Raw genomic sequence first — 16,479 nt, 5'->3', positions numbered from 1 at the left:
GTCACTTAGCGGTGTCTCCCAGTGTCCTCTCCGCATTGCTTCGGCTCTCAGGGGCCGGCCAGCGTGCAGCTATTCCACGACCGCTTCGCTCTTGCTCTGGTCGAGCTTGCTCAGCGCGTGGGCGGCGACCTCGAAGGTCTGGCCGTCGCTGGGGAAGGTGATGTTGGGGCGGGCGGAGTGGGTGACGTCGTGCGCTTCGTAATCGAATGGGATTAGGTCGTCACCTTTCGTGTGCGGGGATTGCGGTCTTCACCCGGATCTTTCGCGCCGTCCGCGGTCCGCGCGAGTCGGCGGGTGGGCAGCCGGTCAGCCGAGGGGGTGGCGGACCCACACATGGGGCTCGACGTAGGCCGCGTGGTCCTGGGCGGGCAGGCAGTGCACCGGCGCCAGGGCCCCAGGGACCGTGACCGGGCCCGCGGTGTCGAAGGGCAGTCCCGTCCAGGAGCGCCATTGGGCTAGGGAGCCCGAGACCGTGATGGATGCAGGGGCGATCGCGGCGATGTGCCCCCCGGCGCGGACATGGACGCGCAGCCACGGATCGGCGGGCAGTCCGTCGTATTGGGTGCGGCGGGCATAGGCGGCCATGGGGGTCTCGGGTTCACGGTGCTTTGCGGCGGGTCGCACGGCAGCGACGACCTCGCGGAGTCCGGCGGTGCGGGCGATGTCCTTGACAGCGGTCACCAGGGCCTCGCCCAGGCCGTCGCCGCTGTGGTCCGGGGAGACCACCAGAGCGACGAGCGCGAGCGTGTCGGGCTCGACGCCGGCTTGGACGTCGCAGAGTGCCCAGGTCGCGGTCTGGTCCCACCCGCGGTCGGGGAGGTGGCCGCGTAGCGGTGCGGCCATCCGGAACGGGAGGGCCCAGCCGCGTCCGGCGATCTCTCCGGCCGCGTCGACGGCGACGACCGCGTAGTCGGCGAAGCGCGCCGCGACGTTGGACTCGCCGTCCCACTGTCCGACGAGGTCGTGCCGCAGGAATTCCGGTGCGCAGGCGGCCGTGTTCATCGGTGCGGCGGCCAGCTCAGGGCGGTGGGCGAGCGTGGTCAGCGTGGCTCCGCCGACCTTCTGAGGACGGGCCGGTTCCCCGAGGGCGGGCGCCCCTGTCGGTGCGGGGGAGGTGCTGGCGAGTCGTACGGCGCTCAGCGCGGCCCCATCGGAGCGGGCGAGCCCCGGATGTCCCGTGTTCTCCGCCCCTTGGGCGAGGATCCGGCGGGCGGCGGCCGCCAGGTCGAGCCTGCCGAGCAGGCAGCGTTTCCGTTCGCCGTCGCCGTCGCCGTCGCCGTCGCCGTCGTCCGGCGGGCACGGCCGGGCGGTGGCCAGGAGCAGGTCGCGAACGGCCAGCGGGTCCGCGGGAAGCCCCGAGTGGCGCCGCAGGCTCATCAGCAGGGCCGCGGCTCCCGTCACCAGGGGCGCGGCGACGCTCGTCCCCTTGTGTGCCCGGACGCCTCCCGCCGGGGTGGCGCCGAGAACGTCCTCTCCGGGGGCGACGATGCCGTGGTCCTCGTAGGCCGGGCCCCAGTTGCTGAAGCCGAACACGGTGCCGTCGCGGCGGTGGGCGCCTACCGCGAGGACCGTGTGCAGGAAGGCGGGCGCGACATCGCACTCGCCGTAGTCGTTGCCCGCGGGCGCGACCACCAGTACGTCGGCCCGCTCGGCGTGGTCGATCGCGCGTTTGAGGAGGTGGTGGGTGTCGTTGGAGAGGGTCGGATGGGCGGCCGAGAAGTGGATGATGTCGGCGCCGGCCTCGATGAGTTCTTCAAAGGCGCGGGCGGTGTTGATCGGGTCGAGCACGGTTGTGTCGTCGGTAAGCGCGGCGGCGAAACGCCCCCGGCAGTGGGGGGCCAGCCCTTCGAAAGGGCTGTCGGGCTGGCCGAAGAGCATGCTGGCGACATAGGTGCCGTGTTCGACGGCGATGTCGGTGGGCGGGGTCGAAGGGAGCCACCAGCAGTCGACGAGGTCCACGTCGGCCCCGGCGAAACAGGGGTGCGCCAGTTCGGGCGGACCCTCGACCACGCCGACGGTGAGTTCGGGATCGCCGCGGGTGTGTTCGTGCACGATCCCGGCCCCGTCGACGGCCTCGGCCGGGAGGTGCCCCCGCGAGGGCGCCTCCGGCGGGTCGGTCGATTCGGATGGGAGCAGGCCCGAAGCGGACTCTTCCACCGGCGGTGTGGCGGTCGCCGCATCCTCGCCGCGGGTTTCGGAGCAGGAGGCGGGCCGGATTGACGGTGTGGATCGGTCAGGCAACGGGGGCTCCGGTCGTCGTCAGCCGCTGAACGGGGCGGACAGGCTCATCTGCTGGTAGCCCGGCGGCGCATAGCTCGGCGGGTCGTTGTAGTTGGCGCTGTAGGCCGGATGCTCGCGAACCCGGTCGGTGGCCGACGGCGCGGAGCCGACGGGGGCGAGCGCTGCGTCCGGCTCGACGAGTTCCGGTCGGCGCACCGGGTGCGCCTGCTTGGGAAAGCCCATGTCTGCCGCCCGGACTAGCTTTCGGGCCAACTGCGGATGTCGCCGAAGGTCACCGGCATGACGTCCTTGACCTCGATGGTGAAGCGGTAGACGCGCTTGGCGCGCCGGCTGTTCTCTGGGTCGAAGAAGCGCATCTTGACGTCCCAGCAGTCGCTGTCGGGGCGGGCGAACGGGCTCTTCTCGACGTCGATGTCCTGCAGCGCCAAGCCCTTGCCCAGGGCCTCCGCGAGGGTGTCGCGGGCCTGCACGGCGTTGGTGGCGGCGAAGTTCAGTGCCCGGTCGCGCGAGGTCGCGCCGAAGTTGCGCAGGTCGTGGTAGATGCGGGTGAGGAACTCCGTTACCTCGGCCCTCATCGCCTCGGCGTTCTGGTCGGCCTTTTTGCCCGTGCCGGTCGCGGACCCGACAACGGCGTTGGCCAGACTGTTCACCGACCACCCGTACAGACCGCGGACGGTGTCGGTCTCCACGACCGGTACCACCTGGCCGGAGAACAGCTTGACGGTGCGTCCGCTCAGGTGGCCCGGGACGGAGACCCGGTCGATGAACTCGGCGTCGTCTTCCGATCTGAGCTGCTGGGACAGGAACTGTACAAGCCGGTCGTAGACCTCCTTGGAGTAGCTGCCGGCGGCCTCGATCGCGTAGATGGGGGTCAGATCCAGGTTCAGGGTCCAGAACCGACGAGAGCCTGTTCCGCGGCGCGGCCCGAACGGCCCTGAGTACCCGTGTCCCGGTCTCCATCCGGTACGGAGCTGACGCCGTGCGCGACCTTGATGTCGTCCTGGACGAGAAGCTCCCGGCCGACCGCGTCGTCGTCGGCGGGCTCGACCGCGCGGACGCGGTCGCCGCCGGCGCCCCCCACGAGGTCGCCCGCCGCGGGGCCTTCGTCGCCCTGGACCACGTGGGCCTGGACGACGACGCCCACCTCACCGATGCCGATCGTGCCTCGCTGGTCGCCGAGCTCGTCACGGCCGGCCACGGGGACCGGATCCTGCTGTCGAGCAACGCGATCGGCACCGCGGTGGGCCAACCCGCCCACGACCTGCCGTACAGCTACGTCTCCTCGACGTTCGTTCCCCTCCTCACGGCACAGGGCCTCAGCGACGAGGACGTCCAGCGCATCCGTGTCGCCAACCCGCGCGACCTGCTGTCGGTGCGCTGACCGGGAAACAGCGTCGTACGCCCATCGAGCTTCGAACATTCCAGAGGTGAGCGTTGTGTCGAGAGTGAACACCGTCCTGGGGCCGATTCCCCCGGAAGAACTGGGCGCCGTGGCCGTCCACGAGCACATCGGGTACGGCATGCCCGGCTCGGAACTGGACACGCAGTGGTGGAGGATGCCCGAGGAGCACTACGAGGCGACCGTCCCGAAGCTGCGGCAGTTCCGCGAGTACGGCGGCGGGACCTTCGTGGACGTGACGGGAATCTGCAACGGCCGCGACGTCGACTACTACAAGTCGCTGTCCGCCAAGACCGGGGTCCACATCGTTGCCTGCACGGGCTTCGTCGGCGGCGACACCGCCCTGCCGTTCTTCGCCCGGGCGAGTGTCGACTACCTGACCCGGCACTTCGTGCACGAGATCACCGTGGGCATCGGCGACACCGGTAGCCGCGCCGGCGTCATCAAGGTCGGCGTGAGCCGCGGTGGGCGCATGACGGAGCTGGACCAGCGCATCTACCGCGCGGCGGCCCGCGCCGCCGCGACGACCGGGGTGCCGATCCTGACCCACCTGGCGATCGACGCCGAACCCGCGGTCGCCATCTTCGCCGAGGAAGGACTCCCGCTGGACCGGGTCCTGTTCGGCCACGCCGACGACGGCCTGAACTCACCGAGGACTCCGCACGAGTGGATCTTCGAACAGGGAGGCCGTATCGGCTTCGACACCTTCGGCTACGAGACCGAGATCGAGGACCTGCCGTTCTGGGCCCGCCCGCGCCAGGAACGTCTGGACCACTTCCTCCGCCTCCTGAACAACGGGCACCTCGACCAGCTCCTGGTCTCGGCCGATGCGAACTGCAGCCCGCTGGGCTGGCCAGGCGTGAAGGGACACACCGTGAACTACATCTTCGAAGATCTCGTGCCCGACCTGCGCGACGCCGGCGTGGCCGAGGCGACAGTCACCAAGCTGCTCATCGACAACCCCGCCGACTTCCTGACGATCCGGACCTGACAAGGACCACACCCATGCAGCCCTCAGACCTGAAGAACCTGAACATCGCCATCGTCGGCGCCGGGTACGGCGGCGCTGCGGCGGCCAAGGCCCTGAGCCTGCTCGGCGTCAATGTCAACGTGTACGAGCAGGCGAACCGGATCCGGGAGGTCGGCGCCGGCATCGGTCTGCGTCCCTCCACCATGGGCCGGTTCCGCCAGTGGGGGATCTTCGACGCGATCGCGGAGGCGAGCTCGCCGAGCGACTACTTCGAGGTCCTCCAGGCCACCGCCGAACCGATCATGAAGGAGGCGTGGCCCGAGATCGACACCTTCGGCGAGACCACCCACCTGATCCACCGCGGCGACTTCATCGACGCCCTCCTGGGTGTGCTCCCCGAGGGTATGGTGCACCTTGGCCACAAGCTGGAGACCATCACCGATGACGGGGACGCGGCGACGCTGACCTTCGCCAATGGTGCCACCGTGACCGCCGATCTGGTGGTCGGTGCCGAAGGCATCAAGTCCGTGGTCCGCCAGCAGTTGTTCAGCGCCAAGGACCCGGTGTTCTCCGGCGAGCATGCCCACCGCGCCGTGATCTCCGCCGACGATGCCCACGGCATGGTCACCGATGACAACTTCCGGATGTACATCGGCAGGGGAACGAAGATCTACATGCTTCCCCTGCGCCACCGCAACCAGGTGTCGTTCGACATCACCGTACTGTGCCCGGACAGCAGATGGACGCCGGTGGTCACGAAGGACGACCTGCTCGCGAAGGTCGACGGCTTCGACGAGCGGATCGTGAACATCGTTCGCGACCTCGACATGGACACCGTCAACATCCGCGCCGTCTACGACATCGACCCGGTCGACACGTGGCACACGGATTCCGCTGTCCTCCTGGGTGACGCGGCCCACGCAATGCTGCACCACCAGGGGCAGGGCGCCAACTCCGCGATCCTGGACGCCGGCGCCCTCGCCGACGCCCTGAGCGAGGCGGACTCCGTCACCCAGGCGCTGGCCCTGTACCAGGCGACCCGCAAGCCGGAAACGGACGAGCTGCAGCGCATCTCGCGCCAAGGATGGTCAGAGGACGAACTTGACGACGTCTTCCCGGGGCAGAAGCCCGGGGCCGCTGAAACGGAAAGTGGAAAGCAATGACGCTGCATCCCAAGATCGCCGAGGTGGTCCGCAACCTGCCGGCCCCGCCCGACGGGCCGCTCGACCCGGTCGCCATGCGGGCCGCGGAAGAGGCCGAGGTTGCACCCCTCGAGGACCGCCTGCCGCTCCACTCCGTAGAGGACGTGGCCGCGTCGACGCCCGCGGGTGAGGTGCCAGTCCGCGTCTACACGCCCACCGAGGCGGACTCCCACGGCCTGTTGGTCTACTTCCACGGCGGCGCCTTCTTCCTCGGCAGCCTCAACACGCACGACCACGTCGCGCGGTCGCTGGCCAACGAGACCGGGCTCAAGGTCGTCTCCGTCGACTACCGCCGGGCCCCCGAGTCCGCCTACCCGGCCGGTATCCAGGACTGCTACGCGGTGGTGCGCTGGGCCGCGGAGAACGGCGAGAGCCTGGCGTGGGACGGCACGACCCTCGCAATCGCCGGAGACAGCTCGGGCGGCACCTTCGTCGCCGCCGTCGCCGCGATGGCCCACGGCTACGGCTTCGACCGCATCACGCACCAGATCCTGTACTACCCCTCGCTCGACTTGGACTTCGACCCCGATCGTTACCCATCGCTGCGGGAGAACGCCGAGGGATACGGCCTTGAGACGGACACCCTGAAGCCCTTCAACGCCTTCTACATCGACAGCGGAGCCGATCCGGCGGATCCGCTCGTGTCCCCGATCAAACGGGCGAACCTCACCGGACTGCCTCCCGCGCTCATCGTCACCGCCGAGCACGACCCGCTGCGTGACGAGGGCGAGCTCTACGGGCAGAAACTGAAAAAGGCCGGTGTGGCGGCGACGGTCAGCCGGTACGCGGGCGCCGGTCACGGATTCGTCCAACACTTCTCCTGGATTCCGGAGTATCACCAAGTCTTCACGGAGACGGCCGCATTCCTGGGCACGGAGCCAGGATGAACGTGGAAGTCCACCCCCTGGTCTCGCCGTGGGGCCGGTTCGGCCTCTACAGCTTCTACATCGACGCGCCCGAGCCGGCCATCGTCGACACCGGAATCGCCTCCTCGCCCGCCGAGGGCATGGCTCCCGCGCTCGAAGCCATCGGGCGCCGCATCGAGGACGTGCGCTGGATCCTGCTGACCCACGGCCACATCGACCACGTCGGCGGTGCCCACGCGCTGTGGGAGCTCACCGGCCGGCGGGCACAAGTCGTGATCCACGAGGCCGACGCGCCGATGCTGCGCACGCGCCGCGCCCACGTGGCGGAGTATCGCGCCGGCCGTGGACAATACCTGCGCGACCCCGAAGGCGAGGCGAAGGTGACGGCCGCGACGGAGGCGGTCATCGCCGGCGAGATGGAGCCGACCGTGCTGGTCACGGGGGGCGAGACCCTCTCCCTCGGCGGCGACGTCACCGTCTGCGTCCACTCCGTCCCGGGGCACACGCCCGGATCGGTGGCCTACGTGATCGACGGCCAGCGCTCCGTCTTCGTCGGCGACGCCGTGCAGGTCCACGGGGCCGCCAACGGCTTCCCCGGCTTCGTGGACCCGGCCGGCTACCGCGCGGGCCTGGAGTACCTGCGCGATGAGATCCGGCCGCAGCACCTCTACCTCGGGCACCCGTACCGCCGCACGGACGGGGTGGCCTACGGCGTCAAGCTCGACGCCGCCCAGGCCGAAGAGGCCCTGCAGGAGAGCCTCGACATCGAGCAGCGAGTCGGCACGGCCGCGCACCACTGCCTACGCGCCGGGTTGCAGGAGACAGACTCCGTGTACTCGCCCTTCGCCACCGTGGCCGCGGAACTCGGCTACCAGGGCGACCCCACCCTTGAACCGTCCCCGTTCTTCACCACGCTGCACGGCTATCGCCCGCAGTACGACACGACGCTCTGAACGACGACAGGAGATATCGCATGGTCGAGCCTCGATTGCTGGATGCCGGTGGGCAGCGGATCGCCGCCCGCAAGGATCTGCGAGTCCCGATGCGGGACGGCGTCGAGCTCGCCGCGGACGCTTACCACGGCACGGAGGAAGAACCGCGGCCGGCGCTGGTCGCGATGAGCGCCTACGGCAAGGAGCTGCAGGCCTTCGCCCTCACCATGCCGCCCCAGCGCCGCCCCAGTCCGCTGTGGGACGGCTGCATCGAGGCCGGTGACATCACCCGCGTCGTCACGGAGGGCTACGTCCACGTCATCGGTGACATGCGCGGCACCGGTGATTCCGGCGGCGTGATGATCGGCAACTACAACTTCGGTGGGGTCCCGCAGGGGCAAGACCTGTACGACCTCATCGAGTGGGTCGCCGCGCAGCCGTGGTGTGACGGCAACGTCGGCATGATCGGTATCTCGTACTTCGGATCCATGCAGGTGCTGGCCGCGGCCGAGCGTCCACCGCACCTGAAGGCGATCTTCGTCAGCGGCGGCCATTTCGACTTCTACGAGACCACCTACCACGGCGGCATCATGTGGTTCATGCCGCGCGCCGCCCGCGAGGGCCGCGGTGGCGACTCCGGCATCGCGCACACCAACGTGAAGTCCCGAATGCAGGAGGAGTACTCCCCGGATGAGCTTGAAAAGCTCGTCCAGCGGCGGCTTCAGGACCCCGACGTCGCCGCCTGGCCGAACCTGGTGCACGTCCTGAAGTACCCGAAGAACCGCGAGTTCTGGTTCGACATCGTGATGAACCACCTCGACGGCCCGTGGTACGAGGAGCGCAACCCCATCACGCTGGCGCAGAACACCGAGATCCCGGTCTACCTACAGATCGACCAGGGCCGCGGCTGGACCGTGGACGGCCACATCGAACTGTTCAACGTGTTGAAGGGGCCAAAGAAGTTGGACATCGGCTCCTACCCCCCGATGCAGTCGCGTCCGTGGGTCGAGGAGCACGACACGATGTTCCGCTGGTACGAGTACTGGCTCAAGGGCGTCGACAACGGAATCATGGCCGAGCCGGCCGTGAGCGTCTTCGTCGAGGGCTCGCGTGAGGTGGTCACCGCGGAGCAGTGGCCGCCGAAGGAGACCGAATACACCTCGCTCTACCTGCGCCCACGCCACAAGCTCTCGTTCGAACCCGAGCTTATGGGCGCGGAGTACGCCTCCCCGGACGGCTTCTACCAGGCGCCGCTCACAGTCACCGACAAGGTCGAAGTCCTGAGCTGGAGCACCGAACCGTTCGAGGAGCCCACGGAACTGATCGGCACAGGCGCCGCGCACATCTTCGCGGAGATCGACCAGGACGACACGAACTTCATCCTGCGTCTGTGGGACGCCGCGCCTGACAGCAAACGCCAACTGGTCACCACCGGGTACCTCAAGGGCTCACACCGCGAGCTCGACGACCGCACCACAGAAGGCAACCCGTACCATCCGCACACCCGTGCCGTGCCGGTGGAGCCCGGGAAGATCGAGGAGTACGTAGTGCGCCTGTACCCGTTCGCGGCAACGTTGCGGCCCGGCCACCGTATGGTCGCCGAACTGTCGAACAACGAACCGCTGGCCGACGCGCACAACGCGCTACTGCCCCCCCCCGACGCCTTCCACCTGCCGGTGGGCCGTCCCGTCACCCACAAGATTCATCGCGACGCGACCCACCAGTCCCGGATCGTGCTGCCGTTCACGACACGTCCCGCGACGGGGGACAGCTAGCCAGGCAGCGTTTAGCGTTTCTGGGGCTCGCTGCCGCTCGCGGGATCGGGTGCTCGGGGGCCGGGAACCTTCGGGCACCTCCGGTCGCTGCCGTGCCTGCGCGTCAGCCGCCCGTCATTGCTGGCGTTGCGGTGCCACACCTGCCAGAACGACGCGTACTTCTTTGGCGCCGCGCAGCGCGCCTCCGCCGGAGCACCTGTCCCGACACGCGCAGCGGACGCGGGGACGCCGTGGCGCGCGGAGTGCTGTGGTCACCCCCCGTAGCGGGTTCGCGCAGTACCTCGGGACGCGCAGCCGATACACGTTCGGGCCGTGGGGCGTGCGCTGAGGCGCGCCGCGCCGATCGGACCCCCACAGCCCGCGCACGTCCAGTACACGCCATCGTGTAGCCGCTGGGCGGCCCGGTCGAGATCAGTGAGTTCGCCGCGCACGTGTTCACGCATGGCCTGGAGTTGTTGGCGTTCGTAGGCGACAGTGGGTCCCTCGGGATCGTGCTCGTCGTCGTTCCCCGTTAATGCGGCCGCCTCGACGACGCCGTCCCACTGGCGCATCAGGGATTGGGCCAGTCCCGCCGCTTCGGCTCTGGCCTGCCGGATCCGCTCCGCCGCCGCGTGGTGGTCCGTTCCGGAACGCTCGGGGGGATCCGCTGCTTCGTCCATAGTGCAGGCCACAACGCCATCCGCGCGGTGGCTATTTCGCGAGCGGCGGAACCTTTGCCGTGTTCTCCACGGTCTGCCCCACGGCAGTGGGGCCCGGCGCATCCCGGCCACCCCGTCCACTCGCTGCCGACCGGAGGCGAGATCGCTGCGGCCTTCGGCCGTAAGCAGCGCTGGGCCGGGCACCGTGGCCGACGGTGCCCGGCCTGATCGGCGGCGGACGCCCACGCTCAGCCGTTGAGGAACTCCACCAGGGCGTGTGCCGTGGCCTCGGGCGCGTCCTCGGGCAAGAAGTGGCCCGCACCCGTAACCGTGCGAAGGCGGGCGCCCGGGACGGCCGCGGCGAGGTTGGCCCCGACCGACGGGTCCAGCCAGCCGTCCTGCTCGCCCCACAGCACCAGCGTGGGCGCGGTCACCGTGTCCAGGCGATGCACAACGTCGCGTGTGTCTTCGTAGCTGACCGCGGCGACCTGGTCGATCCAGCGGTTCTGCCCCTGCTGTCCGGCCCACGGCGCGAGGTAGGCGTCGGCAACCTCAGGGGACATCGGAGTCTGGACGGCGCTACGCAGCCGGACGGCGGCCAGATCGCCGAATACGTCGACGGGCATGGTGCGATACGCCTCGGCGTAGTGCTGCTGGTGGTCGGTGAACGGGGTGTTCCACGGCCCCAGCACCGCGGCGTCGACCAGCGCCAGCGCGCGTGCGGGCACCTCTTCCATCAGGTGCGCACGCGCCACCACACCCCCGCCGATGTCGTGACCGACCAGGGCGGGCGCCTCCAGTCCCCAGTGTGCGACCAGTTCGGTGAGTGTGGTGGCCTGCCGCGCGATCGAGGGGGCGACGCCGGGGCGGGCATGGGAGTCGCCGAAACCGAGCATGTCCCACAAGTAGACGGTGTGGTGCTCGGCCAGTCGTTCGGCGACGCCGCGCCACAGGTAGGACCAGGCCGGTGTGCCGTGTACCAGGATCACGGGCGGACCGTGGCCGAGTACGCCGGTGGCGACACGCCCGCCCGAAACGCTGACGCGGTCGGGCAGAGTATAAGACGCAGAGACGGCAGCGGGTGCGCCGTTGTCGCTGGTAGGCATGGCACCTCCAGTAGTAATCGGTAAACTTGTCTTAGATCGATTACGATACCAAGAGGTAAGGCTTGAACATACCGTTTTCCGATTACGCATCAGGGGCGGGCGTAGCCACCGCTCTCGTCAACACCGCGCCGCGGGTGCGCAGCGACGGCGACGGCCTGGCCGGAACCGCCGCGCTGGCCGATTTCCTCACCGAGCACGGACTCGCGCCCGAAGCCCTGGACGGAGGGGGTCGTCCCGCAGCCCCCGACGTGATCGCCGTCCACCGCCTGCGCGAGGAGACCCGCGCCGCATTGGAAAGCGAGTCCGAGGACGAACTCGCGGCCGCTGCTGAGGCGCTCGTCGCCCGCGCCGGCGCCGGCCCCCGTCTTTACCGCGACAGTGGCGGACGTTGGCGGTGGGCGGTTGCCACGGTGGAGGGGGCTGCGCTTGCCGACGAGCTGGCCGTACTCATCGGTGTCGGGCTGCTGGGCGTGCTGCACAGCCTGGGCGGCAGGCGCTTTCGCGCATGTGCGTCACCGGCGTGCGAGGGTGTATTCGTCGATACCAGTCGGGCCGGGCGCCGCCGCTTCTGTATGCCCGAAGTCTGCGGAAACCGGGTCAATGTCGCCAACCACCGCGCGCGGCGGCGAGCCGCGGGCGCCTAACTGTTACGGGGTGGAAGGTCGTTGACACTGCTGTCGGAGTGACATGAGGAGAGCAGGCCCCGGCCCGCGATGATGAGAAGCGTCAACGACTCATCCAGCCTCTGAAAGGATTTGCTCTCGTGTCCCACGGTAATGCGCCGCTGTCCGTCGAGGGCCGTCGCCGCCTCGTCGAGCGCTGCCAGATGCGCCCGATCCCCCACGTAGCCGCTGAAATGGGCATATCGCGGGCATGTGCCTCGTAGTGGGTGAACCGGCATCGCCGCCACGGCGAAACCGGCCTGCACGAACGTTCCTCGGCCCCGCACCACGCCCTACAAGCCGCCTCGGACGGGCCGTGGCCGCGATCGGGACTTGGCGGCGCGAGCACAAGCGGTCCGAGGCCCGGATCACCGCCGAGTTGGCCGGTTGCGGCATCGGGCTCTGACCCGCCGCTGGGAGAACAGTCTCACCGGGATCGATCACACAGAGCGACGAAAACTGGCGTCACTCGTCCCCGAACTCGCCCGTGAGCACTACCGCGACGATGCCGCCTGAGGGGCCGAAGGCCCCTACGAAAAAAGATGGTCTCCCAGATATCTCCCACGGCGGTGTCCGCCTTCCGTGGAGAGATCTGAGAGACCCATCCTGACCTGCGGTGATGCTGGTGGGCGATACTGGACTCGAACCAGTGACCTCTACCGTGTCAAGGTAGTTCGGCGCTCCGGCCGACCTGGACCGATGTGTGGAATTGCAGGTCAGAGGTCCTCGTTGGGAGCCGTTCGACGCCGTTGAGCCCCGTTGAGACGAGTTCTCGTCTCCATTTTGTCTCCACGCCGTCGGCGCGCCGCGGCCGTCTCCACGATCGGCCGAGGTCCATGTGCCCGGTAGTGCTCACCGGTGTCCGACTCCCGCGTATGGCTGATGACCTGCGAAAGGGAGCGAGTGCCCATGTCGAGTCCGGTGTGGTCGCGCTGGATCCCCACCGCCACCGTCCTGCTGCTGGCCGCCATCGCGGCCGTGGTCTCCTATGCCCACATGTTCGAGCTGGCGCTGAGCCACGGCGAACCCGCCTGGCGTGCGGGCCTGTTCCCGCTGTCGGTCGACGGCATGATAGTCGCCGCCTCCATGGCCTTACTCAGTGATGCCCGCCAGGGCCGGCGTGGGGGAGTGCTGCCGTGGACGCTATTGGTTGTCGGCAGCGCCGCGTCCCTGGCGGCCAACATCGCCGTGGCCGACCCCACGGGTGTGGTCACGCATCATCCACGCCTGGCCTTCCTTCGCCCTGATCGGGAGCTACGAGCTCTTGATGCGCCAGTTCCGCGCGAACTCCTCTTGCACACGCAGTGCGTACGCAGACCGCGGGCGACCAGGAGAGCAACGACCGCACCACGGCCTCGGCAGCGGAACCCGAGGATGCTGCCGGCTGCTGGCACCACGGCGCGGGGGACCTGGGCCGGGAGGTCGATCGGACCGAAACCGCCCGGGCTCCACCTCGCCAGGCGCCCCCGGAGAGGAGGACCTCAACGGGCTCGCATAATGGTTGCCATGCACGAGGACGAGGCCGTGTCAGGGTCCTGGCGTCGGATCGACTCCTGGCTCGCCGCATATGCACCCGCGGAGCTGGCGCTGCTCAACCCCCCGGCGTCGGGTGAGGAGATCGAGGCCGCCGGGCGGGAGATCGGCGCGGAGTTGCCGGCAGGGCTGACCGCGTCCCTGCGGTGGCACAACGGGGGCGACGCGGAGTCCCGGCTGCTGCCCGCGGCTTCCCCCCTCGGTGCCGCGGGGATCCGTGACGCGTGGCGGCTGCGCATGGACCTCGCGGACGAGGACCTGCTGGCGGCCGAACCGGGAGAGGAGCCGTGGTGGCACCCCCATTGGGTTCCCTGGGCGCAGACCGCCAGCGGCGACCTGCTGGTTGTCGACCAGCGGCCCGGCCCCGGGCAGGGGCGCCTCGGTCGGGCCGTCCACGACGGCTGCGGCTCCTTCACGGGATCATGGCCCGGCGTCGCCGCCTACCTGTCCGCACTCGCCGAGGTGCTCTACGGTGGGGGCGCGCTCGACGGCTGGCGCCTGTTCACCACGGTCGACCAGCGGCTGTGGTGGGACCGTGTACCAGACGCCCGGCAGCTCCACGGTTCACCCCTCACCCCAGCCCCCGTCGGGATCCCCGACGAGGGCTGATCCGGGACCGTCCACGGCCGCCGGGACGGTTCACCCGGCGGCGAGCACCTGCCGCAGCCGGGTGGCGAAGGCCTCGGGGTCCTCGGGGAATCCGACGTGGCCGCCGGGCAAGAGCGCCGGTTCCACGCCCAGTTCCGCGGCGAGGGCGCGGGACGCACGGTCGCACAGCTCACCGCCGGAGTCCTCACCGACGCCCACCACGATGTGGGGCAGCCTCGACACGACAGCGAGGAGGGGACTACAGGTGAGCGGAGAGACGTCAGGTCGACTGCCGCTGAGGTGGGCGGTCATCGCGGTGATCGCTGTGACGGCCGCAGCCGTCACCGGTGGAGCGGTGGCCATAGGCACCTATGTGATGGGGGCGGGGTGGTGGTGGCGGTGGCCACAGGAGCGGCGGCAGGAGTGCCCATGCTGATAGGAAGCGCCGCGAGGCTGCATCGCGTTTTCTTGGCCATGCTTGGCCAGTTGTGGGTTCTGGAGTCGGAGATGGACCTATGGACCGGCCGTAGCCTGGCCAGTGAGATCGAGCGGCACATGGTCCGCTTCACGGATGACTGGACAGTGCTCGACCTCTTCAAGAAGCCCGGTGCGCTGACCAGCTCGAATCGCCGGTTCCTGCTGTTTGTTGAAGGGGTGCTCTCCGGAGCGGTCAATCCCGACGAGCACCGCCAGCGTGCATTGGCCGAGGCGATCGCCCTGCCGCTTGCACGCGGCGGACTCAAGGTCATCGAGACCGGCAGTACCGGCGGCTACCCGGAGTTCTCCATCGTGCCCACCGGCTCACGGGCCAGACCGCCACAGTTGATCCTGTTTGCATCGACAGCCGCCAAGCCAGACCTGTGCTTACGAGAGGTCCTGGGCCAAGAGGTCGAGGTCGTAGGAGCCACCAGTGGTGTGCTCCGCTACGACCGCCCGGTCCCTGAGTATGGGTTGACGTGGGACGACCTCCAAGCGTGGTGGGCAGAACGAGAGCAGCTCTCCCCCGAGGCGGCCAAGGGAAGTCTCTGGCAACGGCTTCGCTCTGCCCTGCCCGCGAACTCTCCGCCGCAGCAGGCGCTGTTCGAGAAGTATCACCGGATCTACGGCCAGCGCCAACGTGGGGAGAGGTTCCCAGCGCTGCTGCCCGCGGTGTGGCTGCACTGGGACCCTGTCGCCAAGTCCGCTCGGGGCGACGAGGTGATGCTCACCCAGCGGCTGGACTTCGCCCGGCTCGGCCTCACCGACGACCCGGTCGAGATTGGCCCGGGCGACTACGTCGCCTACCCGGGCGACCTCCCCCCACATCTTCGAAGCACTCGAACCCGAGACCTTCTCGGTGATGGTGTCCGAGCACTGGTAAGGAGACTTACCAGCCGCGCTCGGCGAGCCGGTGCGGCTCCGGGATCTCGTCGACGTTGATGCCGTGGTCCAAGATCGCGGAATCTCGGACCTGTACCTGAGCCGCGGACAACAGGGGACGTGCATCCATGATGTCCAGAGAGGCACATCTCTCCGGGTGCGCCGCTGCGCGCTCGGGCGCGAGAGGTCAGCGGATACGGAGGACGACGTCGGTGACGGCGCCGTCGCGGGAGAAGAAGTGGTCCCGCTTCCAGATCACCATGACTACTGCCACGAGGGCGAACACGTAATTCTCCCACGGCTGCCCCTCGGGGTAGGCGGGGATGTTGGCCTGGAAGTGGAACAGGGCGGGGATGAGGATGCTGCCGCGGGAGACGTTGAACAGGGGCGTCATGATGATCGACAGGGCGAACGCACCGAGCATGAACGGGCCGAAGGACCATGCGCTCTGCGGGGTGCCGCTGAGCAGGAACGCGGGCAGATGCCACAGCCCCCAGAAGAATCCGAGGACCAGGCTGGTCACCAAGGGGTTGAACCGGCGTTGCAGCATCGGCTGGGCGTAACCGCGCCAGCCGAGTTCCTCGATCGGTCCGAGAAGGAGCGCCGGGATCAGCGCGGGCAGGACCAAGTACCACGGAGAGAAGGGGAACTCGCCCGCCGTCCCATTCAGCAGCGCGCTCACGTACTTGCCCGCGGGCATCGCGAGCAGCAGGAACCACCACCATCCGGCAGGCATCCGCCACAGGATCAGACGGCGCAGATGGTCCCGGACATCGCGCAGGCCGCCCTCCCGCCAGATGACGTAGAGGGCCGCGAACTCGGGCGAGTACACGGCCAGGACGAACACCGGGTGCGTGCCGGACGGAGGGCCGAAGACCGGCTCCATGAGACCGCCGAATGCGATCAGGGACGCCAGAGCTCCCCAGCCGAACAAGAAGGTCAGAGCGAAGAACACGACGAGTGGTCGACGAAGACGGCTCTGCGGGGGTGTCCTCTTGGTCGTCATGACGCCATCATCGATCTCCCTGCCACGCGCGTGGATCCGGATCTCCCCGGAGCAGCACCCTGAACCTGCTGGCGCGACTTCAGGGTGGGTACCCTTACCGCCGGGTGCAGGGCAGCCCGGAACGGACCCGACATCCACCCGCGATCGATCGCGCGACGGCACGCACGACATAGTCCAGGACGCGTTCGATCCCGATTCCGGG

17 protein-coding genes and 2 pseudogenes are annotated in these 16,479 nt (G+C 69.1%); 12 read left to right on the top strand and 7 right to left on the bottom strand.

Annotation, left to right across the window (positions count from 1 at the left end; all coding sequences use genetic code 11):
- Window positions 1-63 precede the first annotated feature (63 nt).
- Window positions 64-216, top strand: a complete 153-nt coding sequence (locus F4561_RS17840) for a hypothetical protein (protein ID WP_184580502.1) — start codon at window positions 64-66, stop codon at window positions 214-216.
- Between the two features lie 90 nt (window positions 217-306).
- On the opposite strand, the gene F4561_RS17835 is transcribed toward F4561_RS17840, so the two are convergent.
- From F4561_RS17835 to F4561_RS32680, 3 genes are read right to left on the bottom strand one after another with little or no spacing between them, the layout of a single operon-like run.
- Complete coding sequence (locus F4561_RS17835) at window positions 307-2,241, bottom strand: GNAT family N-acetyltransferase (protein ID WP_184580500.1); 1,935 nt, start codon at window positions 2,239-2,241, stop codon at window positions 307-309.
- Between the two features lie 18 nt (window positions 2,242-2,259).
- On the bottom strand, window positions 2,260-2,463 hold the full coding sequence (locus tag F4561_RS17830; protein WP_184580498.1) for a hypothetical protein: 204 nt from the start codon (window positions 2,461-2,463) through the stop codon (window positions 2,260-2,262).
- A 14-nt stretch (window positions 2,464-2,477) separates the two neighbouring features.
- The gene (locus F4561_RS32680) at window positions 2,478-2,930 is read right to left on the bottom strand and encodes a cyanobactin maturation protease PatG family protein (protein WP_312885345.1); all 453 of its coding nucleotides are present in this window, start codon (window positions 2,928-2,930) and stop codon (window positions 2,478-2,480) included.
- A 218-nt stretch (window positions 2,931-3,148) separates the two neighbouring features.
- On the opposite strand from F4561_RS32680, the gene F4561_RS17820 reads away from it, so the two are divergent.
- Genes F4561_RS17820 through F4561_RS17795 form a run of 6 tightly spaced genes read left to right on the top strand, consistent with a single transcriptional unit; the run spans window position 3,149 to window position 9,385 of the window.
- Complete coding sequence (locus F4561_RS17820; RefSeq protein ID WP_184583793.1) at window positions 3,149-3,622, top strand: phosphotriesterase family protein; 474 nt, start codon at window positions 3,149-3,151, stop codon at window positions 3,620-3,622.
- A gap of 55 nt (window positions 3,623-3,677) precedes the next feature.
- Window positions 3,678-4,631: a phosphotriesterase family protein gene (locus tag F4561_RS17815; protein ID WP_184580496.1), complete on the top strand. Its 954-nt coding sequence runs from the start codon at window positions 3,678-3,680 to the stop codon at window positions 4,629-4,631.
- 14 nt (window positions 4,632-4,645) lie between these two features.
- Window positions 4,646-5,773 carry an FAD-dependent monooxygenase gene (locus F4561_RS17810; protein ID WP_184580494.1) on the top strand — a complete coding sequence of 376 codons (1,128 nt, stop codon included), beginning with the start codon at window positions 4,646-4,648 and terminating at the stop codon, window positions 5,771-5,773.
- Window positions 5,770-6,699 carry an alpha/beta hydrolase gene (locus tag F4561_RS17805; RefSeq protein WP_184580492.1) on the top strand — a complete coding sequence of 310 codons (930 nt, stop codon included), beginning with the start codon at window positions 5,770-5,772 and terminating at the stop codon, window positions 6,697-6,699. Before F4561_RS17810 ends, F4561_RS17805 begins: the two co-directional genes overlap by 4 nt.
- A complete protein-coding gene (locus F4561_RS17800; RefSeq protein ID WP_184580490.1) occupies window positions 6,696-7,631 on the top strand; it encodes an MBL fold metallo-hydrolase in 936 nt (311 codons plus the stop codon). Before F4561_RS17805 ends, F4561_RS17800 begins: the two co-directional genes overlap by 4 nt.
- Window positions 7,632-7,651: 20 nt before the next feature.
- Window positions 7,652-9,385: a CocE/NonD family hydrolase gene (locus F4561_RS17795; protein ID WP_184580488.1), complete on the top strand. Its 1,734-nt coding sequence runs from the start codon at window positions 7,652-7,654 to the stop codon at window positions 9,383-9,385.
- 251 nt (window positions 9,386-9,636) lie between these two features.
- Here the strand turns inward: F4561_RS17795 and F4561_RS17790 are convergent, their stop codons facing one another.
- Window positions 9,637-10,044 carry a TraR/DksA family transcriptional regulator gene (locus F4561_RS17790; RefSeq protein ID WP_184580486.1) on the bottom strand — a complete coding sequence of 136 codons (408 nt, stop codon included), beginning with the start codon at window positions 10,042-10,044 and terminating at the stop codon, window positions 9,637-9,639.
- A 227-nt stretch (window positions 10,045-10,271) separates the two neighbouring features.
- A complete protein-coding gene (locus tag F4561_RS17785) occupies window positions 10,272-11,129 on the bottom strand; it encodes an alpha/beta fold hydrolase (protein WP_184580484.1) in 858 nt (285 codons plus the stop codon).
- A 62-nt stretch (window positions 11,130-11,191) separates the two neighbouring features.
- On the opposite strand from F4561_RS17785, the gene F4561_RS17780 reads away from it, so the two are divergent.
- The 4 genes and pseudogenes from F4561_RS17780 (at window position 11,192) to F4561_RS17765 (ending at window position 13,933) form a co-directional block, all read left to right on the top strand.
- Window positions 11,192-11,773 carry a CGNR zinc finger domain-containing protein gene (locus F4561_RS17780; RefSeq protein WP_184580482.1) on the top strand — a complete coding sequence of 194 codons (582 nt, stop codon included), beginning with the start codon at window positions 11,192-11,194 and terminating at the stop codon, window positions 11,771-11,773.
- A 119-nt stretch (window positions 11,774-11,892) separates the two neighbouring features.
- A pseudogene (locus F4561_RS32675) lies at window positions 11,893-12,194 on the top strand (helix-turn-helix domain-containing protein); the annotation flags it as partial.
- Between the two features lie 479 nt (window positions 12,195-12,673).
- Window positions 12,674-12,937: pseudogene (locus F4561_RS33745) on the top strand (DUF2637 domain-containing protein); the annotation flags it as partial.
- Between the two features lie 360 nt (window positions 12,938-13,297).
- A complete protein-coding gene (locus F4561_RS17765; RefSeq protein ID WP_184583791.1) occupies window positions 13,298-13,933 on the top strand; it encodes an SMI1/KNR4 family protein in 636 nt (211 codons plus the stop codon).
- 30 nt (window positions 13,934-13,963) lie between these two features.
- Here F4561_RS17765 and F4561_RS32075 read toward each other — a convergent pair whose 3' ends face one another.
- A complete protein-coding gene (locus F4561_RS32075) occupies window positions 13,964-14,275 on the bottom strand; it encodes a hypothetical protein (RefSeq protein WP_221445528.1) in 312 nt (103 codons plus the stop codon).
- Window positions 14,276-14,341: 66 nt separating this feature from the next.
- Between F4561_RS32075 and F4561_RS32070 the strand changes: the two genes are divergently transcribed.
- Window positions 14,342-15,331 carry an AbiJ-related protein gene (locus F4561_RS32070; protein ID WP_221445527.1) on the top strand — a complete coding sequence of 330 codons (990 nt, stop codon included), beginning with the start codon at window positions 14,342-14,344 and terminating at the stop codon, window positions 15,329-15,331.
- A gap of 127 nt (window positions 15,332-15,458) precedes the next feature.
- Here F4561_RS32070 and F4561_RS17745 read toward each other — a convergent pair whose 3' ends face one another.
- Window positions 15,459-16,277: a type II CAAX endopeptidase family protein gene (locus F4561_RS17745; protein WP_184580480.1), complete on the bottom strand. Its 819-nt coding sequence runs from the start codon at window positions 16,275-16,277 to the stop codon at window positions 15,459-15,461.
- Between the last annotated feature and the right edge of the window lie 202 nt (window positions 16,278-16,479).

The organism is Lipingzhangella halophila (assembly GCF_014203805.1).
In the GTDB taxonomy this organism is placed as follows: Bacteria; Actinomycetota; Actinomycetes; order Streptosporangiales; family Streptosporangiaceae; genus Lipingzhangella; species Lipingzhangella halophila.
The sequence above is the reverse complement of the archived record's forward strand: the minus strand, read 5'-3'. Positions and strand labels throughout refer to the sequence as shown.

Coding starts and splice junctions, on each gene's coding strand:
- F4561_RS17830 (WP_184580498.1), bottom strand. CDS start 2,463: ATGGGCTTTCCCAAGCAGGCGCACCCGGTGCGCCGACCGGAACTCGTC.
- F4561_RS17810 (WP_184580494.1), top strand. CDS start 4,646: ATGCAGCCCTCAGACCTGAAGAACCTGAACATCGCCATCGTCGGCGCC.
- F4561_RS17805 (WP_184580492.1), top strand. CDS start 5,770: ATGACGCTGCATCCCAAGATCGCCGAGGTGGTCCGCAACCTGCCGGCC.
- F4561_RS17800 (WP_184580490.1), top strand. CDS start 6,696: ATGAACGTGGAAGTCCACCCCCTGGTCTCGCCGTGGGGCCGGTTCGGC.
- F4561_RS17795 (WP_184580488.1), top strand. CDS start 7,652: ATGGTCGAGCCTCGATTGCTGGATGCCGGTGGGCAGCGGATCGCCGCC.
- F4561_RS17790 (WP_184580486.1), bottom strand. CDS start 10,044: ATGGACGAAGCAGCGGATCCCCCCGAGCGTTCCGGAACGGACCACCAC.
- F4561_RS17785 (WP_184580484.1), bottom strand. CDS start 11,129: ATGCCTACCAGCGACAACGGCGCACCCGCTGCCGTCTCTGCGTCTTAT.
- F4561_RS17765 (WP_184583791.1), top strand. CDS start 13,298: ATGCACGAGGACGAGGCCGTGTCAGGGTCCTGGCGTCGGATCGACTCC.
- F4561_RS32075 (WP_221445528.1), bottom strand. CDS start 14,275: ATGGCCACCGCTCCACCGGTGACGGCTGCGGCCGTCACAGCGATCACC.
- F4561_RS32070 (WP_221445527.1), top strand. CDS start 14,342: ATGCTGATAGGAAGCGCCGCGAGGCTGCATCGCGTTTTCTTGGCCATG.
- F4561_RS17745 (WP_184580480.1), bottom strand. CDS start 16,277: ATGACGACCAAGAGGACACCCCCGCAGAGCCGTCTTCGTCGACCACTC.